The sequence below is a fragment of the Treponema parvum genome (assembly GCF_017893945.1).
Taxonomy (GTDB): domain Bacteria; phylum Spirochaetota; class Spirochaetia; order Treponematales; family Treponemataceae; genus Treponema_D; species Treponema_D parvum_A.
In genome coordinates this window covers 1,613,948-1,632,353 of record NZ_CP054257.1, presented here as the reverse complement: position 1 = coordinate 1,632,353, position 18,406 = coordinate 1,613,948, and the positions used below count along the sequence as shown (strand labels likewise).

Sequence of the window (18,406 nt, the reverse complement as noted above, 5' to 3'; positions counted from 1 at the left end):
ATTAATAAACGATATTTGTGTGTAGCCCGCTGAATATTAAGACCATAGAAGTAGGTCTAAATACTTCTGAAGAAGGTAGAATAAAATGGCGTCATTTATTTATGAAACTCATATGCATACATCTCAGGCAAGCGCGTGCGGAAAATCACCGGGAAAAGATTATATTCAAAAATATATAGACGCCGGATACTCCGGAATTATAATTACCGATCATTTTTTTCGCGGAAATTGCGGAATCAATAGAAATCTGCCATGGGAGCAGCGCGTTCACTTATTTTGCCAAGGCTATGAAGATGCAAAAGAAGCCGGTTATAAAGCAAATTTTCCCGTTTTCTTCGGATGGGAAGAATATTATGACGGTGACGAGTACCTGATTTACGGCATAGATGAGAAATGGATGCTGAAACATCCGGAAATGGAAAACTGGACCCGCTTGGAACAATATCAACAGGTTCACCTGGCAGGAGGATGCGTCGTTCAAGCTCATCCTTTCCGCGAACGTGATTATATTAAGACAATCCATCTGTCTACTCGCTGTGTAGATGCCGTTGAAGGCGTGAATTCCGATAACAGCCCGGAATGCAACGGTCTTGCCGTAAGATATGCAAAAATGTTGGGGCTTCCTATTACGGGCGGCTCCGACAACCACTGTGCGGACACCATGCGATTTGAAAAACTTTCGGGTGTCGTATTTGAAACGCCCCTGCGTGATATTCACGATTATGTAAGCGCCATATTAAATCGTAAACCGTTTAAAGTACACGCTCAACCGGAAAATATGATCTGGCGTGAAGACGCCGAAATTCACACACCGGTAAAAATTCACGGTGAAAACGATAGCATAATACAGGGCGATATTAAGCGTTTTTTACGTAACGGAGAATTTTAGAAATGCAAAAATTCGTTGTCGAAGGCTTAACGGCTTGCGCGGTAAAAGAGTAAGAGGAATCGAGTGCGGCAATCATCGGTTAAAATCCACCCTATTGAGAAAAATTTACTGCCCGATAAGGTTGAAGACGAAATTTTAACTTATATTGTAAAAAATCATTTAAAAGCCGGAGATAAAATTCCGTCCGAGCGTGAACTTTCAGTAAAACTTAAAGTAGGACGAAATTCCGTTCGCAATGCGTTTTTATCTTTGGAAAATAAAAATATAATCGATCGCCATATCGGAAAAGGTTCGTTTTTAAAAACAATACATTTTGAAAACACCAAAGCGAATGTTGACGTGCGTCTTTTTGAAGTTAATTTTACCGACATACTTGAAATTAAAACGGATTTGGAAAAACTGGCAATAAAAAAAGCCGTTGACAACGGCAGCGATGAAATGTTTAACGAGTTGATACAAAAAGCAAAGTATATGTCGGCCTTGGCTGAAAAAGGCGAATATTCAATTGAGGCGGATAGAGATTTTCATTCAAAATTATACGATTGCGCGGGTTCAAAAACATTAAAACAGCTATTGTTAAATCTCATAGACGCTTTGGATTACTATCAATGCATATATGCAAACCCGCATGCCCAGTGGATACTGACGGTTCCGTATCATCTTGATATTGCGTGTGCTTGTAAGGAAAGAAACCTTGTACTTGCGCTCGCAGCTCATGCGTATATTTATAATTGTGATTTAAAAGTGCTCAGTTCCAAAGTAAAGGATAAGGCTGTGATACAAAAATAGCGGAGGATGCCTTTTTCTGCATGTTTGTTTGCCGGAAGCCGTATGCCGTTTCTGCAGGCGAATACAGCGGCAAAGAATAGACCGCGTTGTCTGTGCTGAAGTTGAAGGCGACAAACCGGAATTCAAACCGACTAGGAGATAGAATTATGGAAAAGATTGAAGATATTATTACCGACGATACGTTTTCGTTTACGAATATTGAAATGCCGGTTTCTATGCCGCTTTTTCAAAATTCATTGTTTTGCTTTAATTGCGTAGACGATTTAAAAAAGGCGATCGGCGACGAATTTTATTCTCATCTTTATTCCAGAGGAAACAATCCTACCGTAGAGCTGGTTGAACGCCGCATAGCCGAGGCGGAAAAAGGAGAGCGTGCAAAACTTTTTGCATCGGGGGTGGCCGCAATCTATGCAGTCGTTTCATCGCAAGTGCAAAGCGGCGACCATATAATCTGTTCGGATTGCGCATATTCATGGGCAAAATATCTTTGTTCGACGTATCTTAAACGCTTTAATGTTTCGGCTACCTTTGTCAACACAAAAGATATAGAAGCCGTCAAGCAAGCCGTGCGCAAAAACACAAAGGTACTGTATCTTGAATCGCCCGGCTCCTCGGTTATGAGAGTTTCCGATTTAAAAGCTTTGGTTGAAATTTGCAAAAACAATTCCATCTTTTCGATAATAGACAATACATGGGCGACCCCCGTGTTTCAAAACCCTTTGACTTTCGGAATAGACGCCGTAGTGCATTCCGCATCAAAGTATCTCGGCGGACACAGCGATGTTATCGGCGGCTGCGTTATATCGAGCAATAAAAATATCGAACATATTTTTAAAACCGAATTCCTGCCTACGGGAGCCGTTCCCGATCCTTTTCAAGCATGGCTCATCCAGCGCGGAATGCGGACGCTGAAAGTCCGCTTGGACTATCACTATAAAGCCGCCCTGAAGGTGTGCGATTTTTTATATGCGCACAATGCGGTGGACGAAGTGTTTTATCCCATGCACCCTAAAAGTCCCGACTATGCGCTTGCATCGTCGCAAATGAAAGGCGGCTGCGGTTTGTTGTCTGTAAAATTAAAAACCGACGACGAAACAAAAATTAAAAAAGCGGTTGACGCTTTGAACATATTCAGAATCGGCGTCAGCTGGGGCGGATACGAAAGTCTTATTCTTCCTCTGCTGGCAACAAAGGGAGATCCGCGCGTAATACGGCTGCATATCGGTCTTGAAAATACGGACTCGCTCATAGAGGATTTGGATAAAGGCTTGTTTTTGCTTAAATAGGCGGGCAGTGTGCGCTGGGCGTGCCCCTTGCTCCGCTCGGGTCGGGCTTTTCGAGGTTCCGCGCTCACGCGCTCCATTCCTCCGCTTGCGCTCATCGCTCGCTCCGGAACGGCTTTGCCGCCTCTCCAATCCCTCACGCATGTCAATTTGAAGCGGTTTTATCGTGCAGTTGTAAATCCTCTTCGTCGCCGGCATTGCCGCATTGACTTTGCTCTTCGCTATGCAGCGTTTTAACGCCGAAGATGAAATAGATTATATGGGCGCCCCATACGATTGTAAGACAAATTCTTCCGACGGGTATTCGCTTCATCATAATAAAGCCTGCGAGCATCACCGCGCTCGACGTCGTAAGAATCGAAACCTTTGTTTTCAGCGTCATCGCTTTTCGTTCGACGAAACTTTCCAAGTGCTTTTTATACAGCGATGTGCCTATGACTTTTTGCCAAAAAGAATTAAAATAAAATTACTACTACCAATTTCCGCCAATACCATAGCGGCATTGAAACGGTGTCTGTTTCTGCGTCTAACATACCCGCGCTTGCGTCCTTTTGTCGCAAGGATAACCGTATCATCGAGCCGTCGCCTTCTTTTACGCGCTCGATTGCTTTTCCCTCGACAAAGTCAAGGACTGTTTCCTCGCTGGATATACGCCTGTTCTTTTTGTAGTTTTTTCGTCTACTCATACTCTCTCGGACGTATCGGAGTTTTTGTCCTACTCAAGACATCCGCTTGTTATCGGTCTACCGGTTTCTCTTGCCCATTTGGTATAACGGCGACGGATAACATCGCAATAAACGGGATCGAGTTCTCAATAAACGTCTCAAATAATTTAACAGACTTCATTATCGGGTGCGATTCGTTTCGGCTAGGCTTGTCGCAGTGGATAACTGTAGTCAAATCTCGCCTTCCACCCCAAAAATGCGCAGCGCATTGACGGCTTCGATAAAATTTCCTCTAACGGGAATAACGACATAGCATTAATCGAAATGTTCCTTGTTGAAGCTGCGGCAGGGAAGGGGCGGGAAGTTGCCGAATACTATGACGTTACCCAGATCCCCATACTGGAGCGATTTATTTACCCGTATAAAGCCAATCAGGTAAAAGCCGTTATCGTTAAAGGCGACAGTATGAACGGTATACATATCTGCCATAACGATATGGTGCTATTTGTGCCGGAAGAAAAGGAAGGTAACGACATTTTTGTCATATCAATAAATAACAACGTGCTGGTAAAACGCCTTGAATTCAACCCTGCCGAACATTGCGTCCGAGTGTTGAGCGAAAATGAAAAATACGCGCCGATCGTCATAAAAGAAAACGGTGGCGATATACTGACGGTAAACGGGCGGGTGATTGTCGTGCTGCATCGGCGATGTAACGCCCTGTGGCGTAGCGTTGTTTATTGGTGAATGACATGCAGCTTATTGACGTTTTAATCAACGGGAAGTATCATTTAACAACAAGAATTTCAGACGAGATCGGTTCTCAAATAACAGAACAAAGGCTTATTTTTATGGCTCGCTCGTCTATTTTGCCGCCATCCACGGCGGTACTTAAACGACGAGTTTGCTGCGCAAACGTCGCTTACTAGGAAGGATATGATAAAAGATCTTGTATTGCAAAGCCGCTCTTATCGTCGCTTTTATGAAAATGAAAAAATTTCTGAAGATACTCTCGTCTCTTTGATCGACGTTGCCCGCCTTTGTCCGTCGGCCGCAAATCAGCAGCCTTTAAAATACCGCTTAGTAAATGATGCCGAAGAGAATAAAAAATTATTTTCATGTCTGCATTGGGCTATGGCGTTGCCTGAGTGGGGCGGGCCGGCGGAAGGTGAAAGACCGTCCGCTTATATAATTATTCTTGACGATTTACAGATTGCAAAGAATAGGCAAACGGACGTCGGCATTGCTGCGCAATCGATTATGCTCGCCGCTTCGGAGCGGGGACTGGGCGGCTGTATGCTCGGCGCGATCGACCGCGAAAAGGTTTTTGAATTATTCGGCCTTGATAAAGAAAAATACGAAATCGAACTGGTGCTTGCCTTAGGCAAACCTAAAGAAACTGTAAAGATTGTACCGCTTGACGAAGGCGGAAGTGCTAAATACTTTCGCGACGAAAAACAAATCCACTATGTTCCCAAAAGGAATTTGGACGATATAATAGTAAAATAAGTTTTTATTCGGCAAAACGCCCCAAGGTTTTTATCCGAAGGAAATTTTCTGTCCAGCGGAAAATTTTTCTTAAAGTGCGCCGTTCAATTTGCAGCGGCGTTACTTTGCCTTTGCAAAAACGGCGGAGGCAAATTCTTGAGGATACTCGTTTATTATTGCCGTTTCAAGCGCTCTTGTCGCTGCGTTAAGGGCGTCCTGTTCTGTCAGTTTTCCTACGCGAGCGTTCTTTGTCCACGGAAATATATTTTTTCCGCTTGACGTGTCCGTCGTCGTAGAAGTTACGTTATAACGGACAAAGGCATATTTGGAATCCGGCATCTGTATGTTTTCATAAGAGACGCTTGCGGTAAGTTCATAAAGGACATTCGTCGTATCTGAAACCTTTTTATCCGCTTGTTTCGCAAGGGCTTTTATTCCGAACGACGAAAGCGCCGATGCAAAGGCTGCAGCAACTCTGCCGTCGGTATCTCCGTCTACGGAAATACTAACGTTTATTTTGGACAAGAGTTCCGCCGTCCTTTGGGCGACGGCATTTGTCGAGCCGTAATCTACGGAAACGGTCTTTTTATACACGGGCTTAATGATCGCGAGGAGTGAAAAATAATAGTCGTTTGTTTTCGCAAGCTCGTATGCGTTTACGGCGTAAGCGCAGCTTTCGAAAGTGCCTTCCGTTTTTTCGGCAAGTAAAAGCAGTTCTTTTACGGCGGCATTGTTTTCTTCTATTTTGCTGCGGTAATATTGTCCGCTTTCGTTTCTGTTTAAAACCGCCAACGCGTATTCCGTGCCGTCGGGAGCGGAGTACGATCTCTTAACGGAAATACCCGCAAGATCATTTAATGAAGTCGACGTTTTTATCCGTGAAAGATATGAGGACACTCCTTCGCTTGCATTTGAAAACGACATCTGCGTATTTTCTTCGGCTTCGATATTCTGGTTGAGCACTCTGCCTATTGCGGCTGCCGCATCATTTTCCGCGTCGCCCCTCGATTTCGCGCTGCCTATTCCTGTAATATATGCGTCCGACGGAAACAGCGTCTCGGGATTATTCAGCCATTCCGGTTGTTTTTGACCGCTATCGGCGGATTTTTTCTTTGCTCCTCCGGCATATGCGGCTGCCGATAAGCAAAGTAATATAGCGCATGCGACCCTTGCGTATCTCATACCTTTCCCCGACTTTTACTTTCGCACGGACGATTTTCCGATGACTTTTTTGATGCTGTCGTTTTCGTTTATCCAGATCTTGCGGTGCGATTCAATGTCTATGAGTTCCGTGGAAACGTAGTAAGTTCTCGTAAGCGTTTTTGCATTAGAATCGACGATCGTTTTTACCGAACCCTGCATCATAAAATCCGCGCCCGTAGCGTTCGCAAGATTTTTTGCGCTTTCCTCGCTTGCGTGCGTCTGCTGGTATTCAAGCTCCGCATCAAGTTCTTTGCGTTGAGAGGAACTTGCGACAAAGTCGACGAGGCCGCTGTTTACGAGAGCCGTTTCAAGCTTTGCGGTAAGGATGGACGTGTCAATATGTTCATCGCTTTGGTTTCTGAACGAACCGAGAATCACGACCGGAAGCCGCCCCTTATGCGACGATGAAAAATTTTTTATTCGCTGCGATCCCAAACATTCGGATATTATCGCCTCTGCAACTATTCTTACGTCGGTATCGTTCCAATATCCGCTTAAATCTAGCTGAGTGTCGGACGAAACCCTTGTAACCTTTGTCGACGAGCATCCTGCAAAGATATAAAACACTGAAAGTAATAGGAAAAACTTTATAAAAAGTTTTTTTAGAGATAGCTTTTGTTTATTCTTTCCCATAAATATGACTCCCTGGTATGATTCCTTGTTAATTTGTTATGCCGGCATAATCAGATTAAGCCGGCGGCGGAATCAGTTGCCGAGCAGCTTGTATTTTTTTACCGCATCCGAAACTTTTTCTATTGTGATTTCCGATTTTTGATTTGCGGCGTAATCTTTTACTATGTCGTTTACTGTGGGCAGCACGGCTTCATATGGCAAAAACATTAAAACGTAAACGGTGTTGTCTTGGCCTACCCAGTAGTCTGCCTGTGTAGAACCTTGAAGCAATGCGTCTGTTCTTGCGACGATGGCTTCTTCCATGTAATTGAGAGCGTCTTCGGGGATTCCCGTGTCTTCCGCATAAGTCGTGGTTGCGCCTTTAAGTGATACTTGAACGGTGTTTGCAAGTTCCGCCCGTCCGTTGACGCGCGCCGCTTTTAGGGAATTTTGCATATTGCTCATTTTTGCGGAACCTACCGCATAAATTCCGTCAAGCGACTGTTTGCCTTCCATAACCCAGGACGGACGCTCTACGCCTTCTGCGCCGACTACTTTTTTTACCTGGGATGCCGCCGTAGGTTCTTCTTTTGCTTTAGCGGCTTCTTTTGTAGAACCGCAGCTCATCAGAATTGCGGCTATTGCGCTGAACGCAACGATAACAGCTTGTTTTTTCATAATTCCTCCGAAATTACAATATCCCGGCATCGGTATCTGATATGCGCGGATATTTTATTGCTTTTATTGCCTAGTACAGTACGGTTGCAGTATATCATAATATATTTTTAAAGTCAGTTACGCTCTGTAGGTTACAAATAATTGCGTAAAATATCGATTTTGAAAACGTCGCGTCAGTGCTCTATGGTGTCGCAAAACTTTGACTTTTTAAATATCTTCCTATAAAATGCAACAGTTGAGAGAATATCAATTCTCGAAAACTGTTGCATTGATGCGCGATCCCCGCAACGAGCGCGTAAGCGCGAAGTTTCGAGCGGCGATATGTTAATTAGCGATGTTTGCGCAGCAAACTCGTCGTTTAATGAGGCCGCGATATTTCAGCGGTCGAAATTAAACATTCGTTTATAAATAGTGATATGACCTTAGGCGATATTGATATTTGTATTTGCGTTCATAATAATTTTGCAGATTCCGCTTTTTGCCTTGCCCTTAAAAAGATCAGGTTTTTATTTATCTGCGCCTTGCTTTTGGTTTCAGAAGTCTTTACCTTTGCGAAAGAAGCCGTTTTTTCACTTTCGCCAAAAGGGGACTCCGTTGCCGTTTGCTCAGGCCTTGCGCTCGAGGCCGTAAGTCTTTTGATGAATAATCCCGAGTGGGACGGCGTAAGAAATTCCAAGGACGGCGTAAATTCTTTTGACGCAAAGTTTATGCACAAGTACGACAGGGCTCTCGACGTTTCCGGAGACGTTTTGTTTGGAGCTCTTGCCGCAGGTCAATTGGTGCTCACGTTTACGGCTGAAAGACAAGAGTGGTTTCCCGTTTTGGTTATGGCGGCCGAAACAGTCCTTATAACTGACGGAACAAAGCGCATATTAAAAAAATCGGCCTCAAGAATGCGCCCGTATACGTATTTTGAAGATCCTCCGTCGGACAGCGACGCTTCCGCTTCGTGGCCCAGCGGACATTCCATGAACGGTTTTGCGATCGCTTCCTTTTCAAGTTATGTTTTCAGTCAGTATTATCCGGATTCTCCGTGGAAATGGGCTGTGACGGGCGGCGCTTTCGGCATTGCCGCAGTTACGGCGGCGAGCCGCGTTCTTGCAGGGTGCCACTTTGTTTCGGATACTTTAAGCGGAGCCGCTTTTGGAAGCGCGATAGGTTTTCTGGTTCCTTTTTTACACACTAATCGCTTCTTGGGGGCGAGGTCAAAGACAGGGGAAACCGTTCAATTGGCCCTTATTCCGTCGGGTATAATGCTTTCCGTGCATTTTTAGAATTTGCAGCCAAAGCGGTCTTGAGCATTTTATTTGTCATTTGTGTTTTTTGTATATATATTATTGATATGAATAAAAAATACACGGAAAATGAATTTATCGATGACGATAATCTGCTTTCGCTTGACGAGATGGCGATGCTTGACGGCGCTGAAAATTCAAACGATGCGATAAAAAAATACTTTGAAGACGAAACTTCTGCGGAAACTGGAAATGCCGCCGGCTCTCCAAGTGCCGGATTGGAAACGGGAACTGCGTCTTCGCTGCAGACTGACGTTAAAACCGATAACCTTCCCCCGAATCAGGAATTTACGGCAGCCGCTTCGCCTTCGGATCCTACCGGCAAAGAATCTCCGCCTTCAAGCGACGGAAATTCGATAGTATCCGTCGAGCAGATGCTTCCCAATAAGCTTTTTTTAATTCCTCTGCAGGGGCGCCCGATTTTTCCCGGAATATTCACTCCTCTTATGATTAATTCCGCCGAAGACGCAAAAATTATAGAAGAGTCCTATAATTCCAATGGTTTTATCGGTATCGTCATGCTCAAAAACGACAATAATACCCCTTCGATCACGGATCTGTATGAAGTCGGAACTGCGGCAAGGATAATTAAAAAGATAAATTTGCCCGACGGCGGCTTGAATGTTTTTATTTCTACGGTAAAGCGTTTTAAAATCCGCAAAGCGCTGAAATCTTCGTCGCCCATAATTGCGGCCGTAGATTATCTCAACGATGAAGAAGACGACACTTTTGAAGTAAAAGCTTTGACGCGGGCTCTTATCAGTGAAATGAAAGAAGTGTCCGAAAACAATCCGCTTTTTTCGGAAGAAATGCGCCTTAACATGGTCAACATCGATCATCCCGGAAAAATCGCCGATTTTATAGCTTCTATTTTGAACATAGATAAAACCGAACAGCAAAAAGTTCTTGAACTTTTGAACGTGCGCCGCAGGATGGAGCAGGTATTAGTGTATATCAAAAAAGAACAGGAGCTGCTCAGGATTCAGAAAAAAATTCAAAACGAGTTGAATGAAAGGGTTGAAAAAAATCAGCGGGAATATTTTTTAAGAGAAGAGCTGCGTTCCATTCAGGAAGAACTGGGAACGGATGCGGACGGCAACGGAACCGATTACCAGAAATTCAAAGATAAAATCGCAAAATTTAACTTTGAAGGTGAAATAAAAGAAGCCGTGGAAGACGAACTTGAAAAATTCCATCTTATGGATCCGAATTCCGCGGAATTTATAGGAACGCGCAACTATCTTGAATTGGTCTGTGCGCTTCCCTGGCAGAGCACAAATCACGAATCTTATAGTTTGAACGAAGCAAAGAAAATTCTTGAAAAGGATCATTACGGCCTTGAGGACGTAAAAAAACGCATTATGGAATATCTTTCAGTGCGCAAACTTAAAAAAGACAATAAGGGCTCGATACTTCTCTTAGTCGGACCGCCCGGCGTAGGAAAGACAAGCATCGGCCATTCCATTGCGCATGCTATGAATAAACCGTTTTACAGGTTTTCCGTAGGAGGAATGCGGGACGAAGCGGAGATAAAAGGGCACCGCAGAACTTATATAGGCGCAATGCCCGGAAAAATTCTTCAGGGAATGAAGATATCGAAAACAAAGGCTCCCGTATTTATGATTGACGAAATCGATAAGATGGGATCAAGCTTTCAGGGAGACCCTGCAAGCGCATTGCTTGAAGTTCTGGATCCTGAACAGAACGTTTCATTCCGCGACAATTATTTGGATCTGCCGTTCGATATTTCGGATGTGTTTTTTATTTTGACTGCAAATACGCTTGACACGGTTCCAGCTCCATTGCTTGACCGCGCCGAAATTATTCAACTGCCCGGTTATATAGACCAGGAAAAGATTGAAATTGCAAAAAAATATTTGATCCCGAAAAATCTCGCTAAAAACGGTTTGTCAAAAAATCAGGTCGTTTATACGAAAAACGCCCTTGTAACGATAGCCGAAGAATACGCACGCGAGGCGGGCGTTCGTAATTTTGAAAAATGTTTGGATAAAATTGACCGTAAAATAGTTACCGAACTTCTTAACGCTGCGGAAGAAAAGGCTGAAAAAGCGCGAAAAGAAGCTCAAGCGCAAGCAAAGGCTTCCGGTAAGAACAAAAATGGCAAAGTAAAAAGTCAGTCTGAAAAAGCTCGGACGGACGCCGCCGGTGCCATCGACGCAAATGTCGCCTCCGCCGGTGTCGCAGATTCCGCCGGCACTGCAGGTGTAGATACCGCCGGTGCAAATGCCGCAGACGCTGAAAATTTTACCGCGGACGCTTCCGACGCCACCGCTATAAACTCCACTGCCGCCTCCACCGGCGCCATGGCCGCAGATTCCGCTGAAGCCGCAGATGAAAAAGATGCGTCGGGCAAAACCGAAAATGCCGCGACGGGTACTGCCGCACGCGAGCCCGTTGCGAAAGATGCTTTAGGGCACAACTCTGACGCTCCTGTGAATGAAATTCCCGACGCGCTTTCCTTTATCGACAAGGAAAAGACATACACGATTGACAGCGCCGACTTAAACAAGTATTTGGGAAAGCCCGTTTTTGACGAGAGCGAAGTGAAAAAGGCCGTAGTTCCCGGCACCGCAATAGGTCTTGCGTGGACAAGCATGGGCGGCGACACTCTTTTGATAGAATCCATCGCATTCCCCGGAAAGGGAAGCGTCGAACTTACCGGACAGATGGGCGACGTGATGAAAGAGTCTGCGGAAATAGCTCTTAACTGGGTAAAAAGAAGCATTCTCGAGCAAAAGATAAAGGAATCCGACTGGTTTGAAAAAAACGTAATTCACCTGCATATTCCCGAAGGCGCTACGCCCAAAGACGGTCCGAGCGCGGGCATTACCATGGCTACCACATTCATGTCGCTTTTGACGGGCAGGGTTATAAAGTCGAATCTTGCCATGACTGGCGAACTGTCGCTGACCGGCCAAGTTTTGCCTATCGGAGGATTGCGTGAAAAAACCGTAGCCGCCCGCCGGAACGGAATAAAGACGATAATAATTCCCAAGGGAAACGTGCGCGATTTGGATGAAATTCCTGTGCACGTAAAATCCGGAATAAAATTTCTTCCGGTAACTAGGGTTGAAGAAGTTATGGATCTCGTTTTCCCGCCGGAGAAAAGCAGGGCAAAAAAAGCTGACGGAAAGTAAAAGGCGGGACGCAAATCCGTGTCGGCCGGCAAAAGTCTCGGCGCCCGGCGCATGGCCCGAGTGTTTGCCCCGGCGTCCGGCACCCCGGTGACTGAGGAAATCTGCCGCGCCCGACAAAAAGCTGCGGCCTTTGTGTGCCCGGCCGCGGGAACTGACGCCGAGCCGCGCATTTAAAGTGCGCGTTTAAAGCGGCTCGGTTTGACAAAATTCCGTTATACATCTATATTACTAAAATGCGCCCCGTCATGGATATAGAAAAAATTTATAATGCGTTCCGCGAAGAGATTCCTGTTTTTACGGCTTTTTCCGATGACGAGCGTTTTAAACTTTTTTTGAGGATACTGCAGGCGGGTGAAACCGGTATACATGTAAATGCCGTTAAGGCTTTGTCACATCTGTCGCGCCCGGCCGTTTCTCATCATTTAAAAATTCTAAAAACCTGCGGTCTTATCGATTTTAGAAAATCCGGAACGAAAATATACTATTATGTTTCCTGTAAGGATAAGTTTTCAAAATTAAAAAAAAACCTTTCAATACTGTCACAGGGAATTCAAGATACGGATTTGGAAGAGATCGCTTCTTCCGATGAAATAAAGGAAATCTTGGGTTCCGATAAATAACGCCTTTAAGTCCCGGCGGAATTTATTGATCTTTATGAATATTTTTGTTATATTCTTTACATACGTTCAAAAAAATGAACGCTTAAAGCGCTTTTTTAAAAGCGTATTTTCTCATTTTTAAGGATAGTATTATGCGGAAACTTTTAAAAAACTCGTATCTGATAATAATTTTATCCGTCGCCGTCACGGTTTTTTTTGCCTTACGGCTTCGGGGCATTGAGATTCAAAACACCATACGCATGTTTATGCCTCAAAAAGGCGAATCTTATACACGGATGCTCAACACCGAAGAACAGTTCGGGAGCATGCTGCTTATAGGAATTTCGATCGAAGCTGAAAACGATCCTTCCGTGATCACGCCGCAAAACATTCAAATCATACGCAACATTACGGAAAAATGTTCGCTGGTCGACTATGTTACGGACATAGATTCATTGACCAATGTGGACTTCATATACGGCGAAGACGGAGCCCTTGTAACCGAAAAACTTGTCGGAAAAGACGATCCCGTAACGGACGCACAGATTGCCCGGATAAAGCAGAGCATAGCGGATTGGCAGGACATGTATCAGAACGTAATTTTGTCCAATGACGGAAAGATCACTCAGATCATAATAAAAGCGGATCCCGACGCTAATTCTTCACAGCAGATCGCTATGCTGTCACAGATAAAAGCTATCGTGAGCGAGCAGGTAAAGGGAACCGATCTTACGGTGAGATACTACGGAGAACCTGTCCAAAGCGATGAAATACGCAAATTGATGATGGTAGACCTTACGCGCCTTATCCCGCTCGTCATACTTGTGGTAATCTTAACCCTGTATTTTTCTTTCCGGTCTTTCGCCGGTACTATGCTGCCGCTCCTTACGGTTTTAATGAGCACCGTTTGGGCGTGCGGACTTATGGCGATATTCGGCGTGACTTTTACGCTCATAGCAAGCGTTATTCCCATTGCCCTCATTGCGTGCGGTTCCGCCTACGGGATTCATGTCATAAGCCATTATTACGAAGAAATTTCAGCCGTGAGCGGCGAAATTACAAAAGAAAAACATTTAAACGCCATCATATCGGGATTGAAGAGCGTTCGCATGCCGATTTTTCTTGCCGGCATAACTACGATAGCGGGTTTTATATCTTTGGTTACGAGCCCTCTTATTCCTCTGCAATCCTTTGCCGTGTTTACGGCGCTCGGAGTAGGTTTTGCCTTATTGCTTTCGGTAACGCTGATTCCTGCAATGCTTTACATTACTCCGCTGAAGCACGTAAGCAAGCGTTCCGGACACATGAAAAATATTGCGGAAAAATCCGTAAAATATAAGAACCGCATGAGTCATGCGTCTGGCGACAGCACAATGTTCAGTTTTTATAAGTTTTTTGCCGGAACCAGGCCGCGCGTAACTTTGCTGATCCTGTTAATACTCATCGCTTCCGGAGTGGGAATCCACAAGATGGTAATCGATACGGCGATGATAAACTATTTTCCTAAAGAAGTGCAATTCAGAAAGAATATAGATTTTGTGGACAAAAACCTTACGGGATCGAACACTCTGTTTTTTGTTGTCAGCGGCCGGGAAAAAGGTGACATGACCAAACCTGAAATTCTTAAAGCCGTAGATAACATGCAAAATCATCTTTTAAAGACCATGCCTGAAATCGGAAAAATCGTTTCTTTTACGACCTTTATAAAAAGAATGAATCAGGTAATGCACGTTCCGTTCGTTCAGGAATTCCCTGTAGAAGACGGCGCGGCAAAAGCTTCAGTAGCGGAAAATTTATCTTACGACGGCGCAGATTTCGGCTTTGACTTCGGCGACGGGAATGCCGCCGGAACGGATTCTTCCGCCAATTCGAATGCAGGCTCTTCCGCCGGCACGGGTGCAGGCAGTCCTGAAAAAAGCGTTGATAATTCTTCTGCAGGCGGTGCAGCTTCAAGTTTTGTAGATCCGAATCCGGAATATGCCAAACGATTGGACGCTCAGCTGACCGCAAGGGAATTTTTTGACATCATTCAAAAAGCGTGTGCAGAAGCCGGCGGGGACAAGGCGAGCGTAGCGGACTTGGTAAGAAAGATAGAGCAGGCTCTTAATTATAACGGAACGGACTATTATGAAATTCCGTACGATGAAAAGCGTTACCCCGTAGAGCGACGGGAACAGCTTGCGGATCTTGTTTCGCAGTATCTTTTATTGTACAGCGGCTCGCTTGACAATTTTGCGGACGATCAGCTTTCTCCTAAAGTTATACGGATACAGGTTCAGATAAGGGAGCAGAGCACTCAGGAAACAAAAAAGATAATCGAAGGCGCAAAATCTTATGCGGCAAAGTATTTTCCCGAGGGATATACCATAGAGGCAACCGGCAATGCCGAAATGCAGTACAATATGGCGAAGATGGTCATAAACAGCCAGATGACGAGCATTATATTTTCGATCATTTTAGTGTTCATAATCCTGAGCGTTTCATTTAAATCGCCTATGGCCGGGTTTATAGGCGCCATACCGCTTGTTTTTACCATTTTACTGAATTTTATGGTTATGGGCTTTGCGGATATTCACCTTGATCTTTTGACAAGCATTATCGCTTCGGTAGCGATCGGAATAGGCATAGATTACACCATTCATTTTATGGAAACTTATCGCGCCGAACGCGCAAAGACCGACAATCTTGAAGAGGTTACGAGAAATACGTTCCGCATTTCAGGGCAGGGGATAATGACGAACGCGCTCGCCGTAGGCTTGGGATTTGCCGTTCTCATCCTGTCGAATTTTATAATCCTTCGCTATGTGGGAATATTGGTAACGATCGTTATGTTTTCAAGTTCGACTTTGGCTCTTACGATAATTCCAGGATTCCTTAATCTGCTTGATCCTAAATTCATGCATTCGAAAGCGAAAGACGAATAGGTAAACGGCCGAGCGCGCGCACATGTACCTGCGATCGAACCGTGCGATAACAGTGCAGGCCTTGGAGCCTGCACCGATAAAAACTAGAACGTGTATTTTATGCCCGCCTGCACGAAACTGTTGTCTTTCCATGCGTAGAATTCGCTGTCTTTATCCCTGCAGTATATGTACATGCCAGAAGCGATCAGATCTATGCCTGTTCTTACGGTATAAGATATCTGAGGACGGACGCTCAGATCGCCGCGTTCGATTCCCCATACGACGAGAATTTCCGTTTTTAGGTTTTCGTGCAAAAAATTATCGCTTATGTTGACGGAAAGTTTATTATTCGAATAGCAGTCCTCGCTGTCTCTGTCAACGTCGTAATTACCGTTGTTTTTTATGCTCTCTCCGTGCAGGATAAAAGCGCCCGTTTCCTGAACGTTTACGTTCAAATTATGTATCGGAAGATCCATGTCAAAGCCCGCTACCCATGCGACGCTGTTGTTATGCACTGCGCTGTTATCGCCGGCTACGTCGTCGGTAAGATTGTATGCAAGTTCAAAGCGCGTATTGAGTTTTCCGAATACTTTTGCGCCTTCTATGCCGAAAACCTGGAGCCTGTCGTAGTCGATTCCTGTTTCAAGATCGGAAGTCCCGCCGTTGGTTATATAATCTCTAACATATGAGACGAGTTTTAAAGAATCCACGCTGGGGCGCTTGTAGCGTCCGTAATAATACGAAAGTCCCCAATCTAAAGATCCCAAAAGCCCCGTGACTCTTACGCCGTACTGGCTGTATTTTAAGTTGTAAAGGTCTGGCATAAGGTTGTCGGACGAAAGTTTATTTGCGGCGGCCGTCTGCTTTAGGAAGGTGTGTGTAATGGAGCCCCCTAGAGGTACTAATGTTGCTGCGGCCGTAGAAGCCACTGCCGTCGAAAGTTCTTTTTTTGCAGCCGGAACCCAAAGTCCGTCGTCTGAAAAACGATCCGCTACCGTTACGGGAGCATATACGGCTTCAGCTCTGAACATGCCCGACGGCGCATTGTAGATTGCGCGGAACATAGGAACCGCCAGACGCCTGTCGATATAATCCGGATAAATAAAATCCGTATAGTCGGAAGCGAGAAAATTATCCAATACGTGAAGTTTGTCGCCCTTGCCCCATACGAGCTTTTCTTTTCCGCCTTCGAGAATAAAATTTCCAAGGTAGACCCGGGCGACCGCTTCTTCAATCACGTCTTCATAATAGGTTTTTATAGAATCTTTGCTGAAATTAAGCTTTATTTCTGCGTCCGCCGTTTCTCCGCTGTGATCGATATTGATCGTTACGTCGGGGACGGATTTTAGCGGAAATCTTTCAGATCCTTTGTTGCCCTTGTTTTCCGGATCGTCCAAATATGCGCGGGTGTCGAACTTTACTTTTCCGCCCAGCGTTACCGCCGGCAGGGCTTGCGCAACATAATCCTGCGGATTTGATGAAAAGTCGAAGCCGCCCGCATCCTGAGTTTCCGCGGCGCCGGAAGATCTGTCGGATAAAGCTCCGCTGAAATCAAAGCCGTCGTCCGCAAATATTATTTTGCATCCCGATACGATAAATAAAAAAAGAAACACTTTGTGTATAGTTTTCATGTTGTCATCCCCTTATAAACGCCGCCGACATCGGTCTGATTAAATACCCCTGTGACGGCCTTAACCATGGCCGCAGGTTAAGCCTTTTTGCCGTAAGAACTTCAGGCAACGGTCTGATTAAGCGCCCCGAGCGGCGGTCTGAACCTCCGCCTGCGATTATCGTCTTTTGCCGTAAGCACGTCGGTAAAAATTACAGGCGGCCCGTATTTAAGAAATTCGGTGAAAAATATCCTTCGACAAGAGGTTTATCGACTTCGATGTTCAAAATTTTAAGCGTCGTGGAATGTCCCGTTTGAACGTTGTCCATCTGCATTTCCATGGGGATATTATAGGTTTTGTCTCCGGTTCGCTCTTCTATAGATTTGATCGTGTTTATTTTTTGGAGCTTTTCCTTTTTGTCATACATTTCAATGTAGACGGGAATCATGGTTTTCTTGTCAACCCATGAGATTCTGTATAAGTACTGGTTGTTTTTATCCAGCGGAACGGATTTTACCACATAACAGTCAAACCCGTTTTTCGTTTCGCTTTCTTTTAAAAGCTCGTGAGTGTCTTCTTCAACTTCGCGCGTACTCATATCGTCATAGGTAAAGTCCGTTCCTACAAACGACTTGTCCCCTTCGGAAGAAGCGACGCGGCGCGTAGAGCGCAGAGCGGGAAGATAAATCCACTTGTCGTCATCCGCATTTTTGTTTTCTTTTTGCAAAAACCGGGTGTCCTTTACGGCTGCGGGAGAAAAAAAGATCATGACCATGTCCATCAAGTTGTCGCGGCAGCGGCCGTATTCTCCTACGTTTCTGGTTTCTTTAGTACCGTTTTTATCGGTCAATGTCATCTGAAGCGCGGCTTTTGTAAAATTAGGTTTTTTGCGATCGTACACTTGCCTCATTATGTCCGTTGCGTCGGCAGCGGCCGCGTATGAACACAGCGCGGCGGCCATTCCTATGGCGGTAAATATTTTCTTTAATTTCATGACAAACCTCTCAACATAAATATAGTATTGAACGCTTGCAAGTTGCGGCCATTGTCTTCAGCAAAATTTACCGGTGGAAACCGAAATAATTTTAGCCTATTCGCAAGGCCGCCGCCGCAGAGCGTTTTCAATCGGTTTAATTACTTAAACCGATTGAAGTATATTAAACTTTTATCGGCGTGTCAACAAAACGCATTGCCTCACGTAAAATCTAACCGAAAAAAAAGCGGTGAATCACGT

At 44.9% G+C, this 18,406-nt stretch carries 16 protein-coding genes; 9 read left to right on the top strand and 7 right to left on the bottom strand.

Translation table 11 applies throughout. The features are described from left to right. Window positions 1-85: 85 nt before the first annotated feature. The 3 genes from HRI96_RS07270 to HRI96_RS07260 all read left to right on the top strand — a co-directional run bounded on the left by HRI96_RS07270 (window position 86) and on the right by HRI96_RS07260 (window position 2,964). Window positions 86-889, top strand: coding sequence for a PHP-associated domain-containing protein (locus HRI96_RS07270; protein WP_210116727.1), 804 nt, complete (start codon window positions 86-88; stop codon window positions 887-889). A gap of 63 nt (window positions 890-952) precedes the next feature. Beyond that, a complete protein-coding gene (locus HRI96_RS07265) occupies window positions 953-1,678 on the top strand; it encodes a FadR/GntR family transcriptional regulator (protein WP_210116726.1) in 726 nt (241 codons plus the stop codon). Between the two features lie 146 nt (window positions 1,679-1,824). Beyond that, window positions 1,825-2,964, top strand: a complete 1,140-nt coding sequence (locus HRI96_RS07260) for an aminotransferase class I/II-fold pyridoxal phosphate-dependent enzyme (protein ID WP_210116725.1) — start codon at window positions 1,825-1,827, stop codon at window positions 2,962-2,964. A 142-nt stretch (window positions 2,965-3,106) separates the two neighbouring features. Here the strand turns inward: HRI96_RS07260 and HRI96_RS07255 are convergent, their stop codons facing one another. Beyond that, window positions 3,107-3,397, bottom strand: coding sequence for a YbaN family protein (locus tag HRI96_RS07255; RefSeq protein WP_210118653.1), 291 nt, complete (start codon window positions 3,395-3,397; stop codon window positions 3,107-3,109). Window positions 3,398-3,416: 19 nt separating this feature from the next. Next, window positions 3,417-3,647 (bottom strand): hypothetical protein, encoded by a 231-nt coding sequence (locus tag HRI96_RS07250; protein ID WP_210116724.1) that lies wholly within the window; start codon window positions 3,645-3,647, stop codon window positions 3,417-3,419. Window positions 3,648-3,950: 303 nt separating this feature from the next. On the opposite strand from HRI96_RS07250, the gene HRI96_RS07245 reads away from it, so the two are divergent. Together HRI96_RS07245 and HRI96_RS07240 are read left to right on the top strand one after the other, a co-directional pair. Beyond that, window positions 3,951-4,373 carry a S24 family peptidase gene (locus tag HRI96_RS07245; protein ID WP_210116723.1) on the top strand — a complete coding sequence of 141 codons (423 nt, stop codon included), beginning with the start codon at window positions 3,951-3,953 and terminating at the stop codon, window positions 4,371-4,373. A gap of 189 nt (window positions 4,374-4,562) precedes the next feature. After that, on the top strand, window positions 4,563-5,135 hold the full coding sequence (locus HRI96_RS07240; protein ID WP_210116722.1) for a nitroreductase family protein: 573 nt from the start codon (window positions 4,563-4,565) through the stop codon (window positions 5,133-5,135). 99 nt (window positions 5,136-5,234) lie between these two features. Here HRI96_RS07240 and HRI96_RS07235 read toward each other — a convergent pair whose 3' ends face one another. From HRI96_RS07235 to HRI96_RS07225, 3 genes are all read right to left on the bottom strand, one after another. Then, window positions 5,235-6,296, bottom strand: coding sequence for an LPP20 family lipoprotein (locus HRI96_RS07235; RefSeq protein ID WP_210116721.1), 1,062 nt, complete (start codon window positions 6,294-6,296; stop codon window positions 5,235-5,237). A gap of 15 nt (window positions 6,297-6,311) precedes the next feature. After that, a complete protein-coding gene (locus HRI96_RS07230) occupies window positions 6,312-6,950 on the bottom strand; it encodes a penicillin-binding protein activator LpoB (protein ID WP_210116720.1) in 639 nt (212 codons plus the stop codon). Window positions 6,951-7,022: 72 nt separating this feature from the next. Continuing rightward, window positions 7,023-7,607 carry an LPP20 family lipoprotein gene (locus HRI96_RS07225; protein WP_210116719.1) on the bottom strand — a complete coding sequence of 195 codons (585 nt, stop codon included), beginning with the start codon at window positions 7,605-7,607 and terminating at the stop codon, window positions 7,023-7,025. Between the two features lie 416 nt (window positions 7,608-8,023). Here HRI96_RS07225 and HRI96_RS07220 point away from each other — a divergent pair, with 416 nt between their 5' ends. From HRI96_RS07220 to HRI96_RS07200, 4 genes are all read left to right on the top strand, one after another. After that, window positions 8,024-8,881: a phosphatase PAP2 family protein gene (locus tag HRI96_RS07220; RefSeq protein WP_210116718.1), complete on the top strand. Its 858-nt coding sequence runs from the start codon at window positions 8,024-8,026 to the stop codon at window positions 8,879-8,881. A gap of 395 nt (window positions 8,882-9,276) precedes the next feature. Further along, window positions 9,277-12,060, top strand: a complete 2,784-nt coding sequence (gene lon / locus HRI96_RS11760; protein ID WP_256729325.1) for an endopeptidase La — start codon at window positions 9,277-9,279, stop codon at window positions 12,058-12,060. Window positions 12,061-12,305: 245 nt separating this feature from the next. Continuing rightward, window positions 12,306-12,680, top strand: coding sequence for an ArsR/SmtB family transcription factor (locus HRI96_RS07205; protein WP_210116717.1), 375 nt, complete (start codon window positions 12,306-12,308; stop codon window positions 12,678-12,680). 131 nt (window positions 12,681-12,811) lie between these two features. After that, the gene (locus tag HRI96_RS07200; RefSeq protein ID WP_210116716.1) at window positions 12,812-15,583 is read left to right on the top strand and encodes an efflux RND transporter permease subunit; all 2,772 of its coding nucleotides are present in this window, start codon (window positions 12,812-12,814) and stop codon (window positions 15,581-15,583) included. An 83-nt stretch (window positions 15,584-15,666) separates the two neighbouring features. Here the strand turns inward: HRI96_RS07200 and HRI96_RS07195 are convergent, their stop codons facing one another. Together HRI96_RS07195 and HRI96_RS07190 are read right to left on the bottom strand one after the other, a co-directional pair. After that, window positions 15,667-17,193, bottom strand: coding sequence for a hypothetical protein (locus tag HRI96_RS07195; protein WP_210116715.1), 1,527 nt, complete (start codon window positions 17,191-17,193; stop codon window positions 15,667-15,669). A gap of 190 nt (window positions 17,194-17,383) precedes the next feature. Then, entirely contained in the window at window positions 17,384-18,166 is a 783-nt protein-coding gene (locus tag HRI96_RS07190) for an outer membrane lipoprotein-sorting protein (protein ID WP_210116714.1), read from the bottom strand. Window positions 18,167-18,406: the final 240 nt, after the last annotated feature.

Coding starts and splice junctions, on each gene's coding strand:
- HRI96_RS07270 (WP_210116727.1), top strand. CDS start 86: ATGGCGTCATTTATTTATGAAACTCATATGCATACATCTCAGGCAAGC.
- HRI96_RS07260 (WP_210116725.1), top strand. CDS start 1,825: ATGGAAAAGATTGAAGATATTATTACCGACGATACGTTTTCGTTTACG.
- HRI96_RS07250 (WP_210116724.1), bottom strand. CDS start 3,647: ATGAGTAGACGAAAAAACTACAAAAAGAACAGGCGTATATCCAGCGAG.
- HRI96_RS07245 (WP_210116723.1), top strand. CDS start 3,951: ATGTTCCTTGTTGAAGCTGCGGCAGGGAAGGGGCGGGAAGTTGCCGAA.
- HRI96_RS07240 (WP_210116722.1), top strand. CDS start 4,563: ATGATAAAAGATCTTGTATTGCAAAGCCGCTCTTATCGTCGCTTTTAT.
- HRI96_RS07235 (WP_210116721.1), bottom strand. CDS start 6,296: ATGAGATACGCAAGGGTCGCATGCGCTATATTACTTTGCTTATCGGCA.
- HRI96_RS07230 (WP_210116720.1), bottom strand. CDS start 6,950: ATGGGAAAGAATAAACAAAAGCTATCTCTAAAAAAACTTTTTATAAAG.
- HRI96_RS07225 (WP_210116719.1), bottom strand. CDS start 7,607: ATGAAAAAACAAGCTGTTATCGTTGCGTTCAGCGCAATAGCCGCAATT.
- HRI96_RS07220 (WP_210116718.1), top strand. CDS start 8,024: ATGACCTTAGGCGATATTGATATTTGTATTTGCGTTCATAATAATTTT.
- lon (WP_256729325.1), top strand. CDS start 9,277: ATGCTTCCCAATAAGCTTTTTTTAATTCCTCTGCAGGGGCGCCCGATT.
- HRI96_RS07205 (WP_210116717.1), top strand. CDS start 12,306: ATGGATATAGAAAAAATTTATAATGCGTTCCGCGAAGAGATTCCTGTT.
- HRI96_RS07200 (WP_210116716.1), top strand. CDS start 12,812: ATGCGGAAACTTTTAAAAAACTCGTATCTGATAATAATTTTATCCGTC.
- HRI96_RS07195 (WP_210116715.1), bottom strand. CDS start 17,193: ATGAAAACTATACACAAAGTGTTTCTTTTTTTATTTATCGTATCGGGA.
- HRI96_RS07190 (WP_210116714.1), bottom strand. CDS start 18,166: ATGAAATTAAAGAAAATATTTACCGCCATAGGAATGGCCGCCGCGCTG.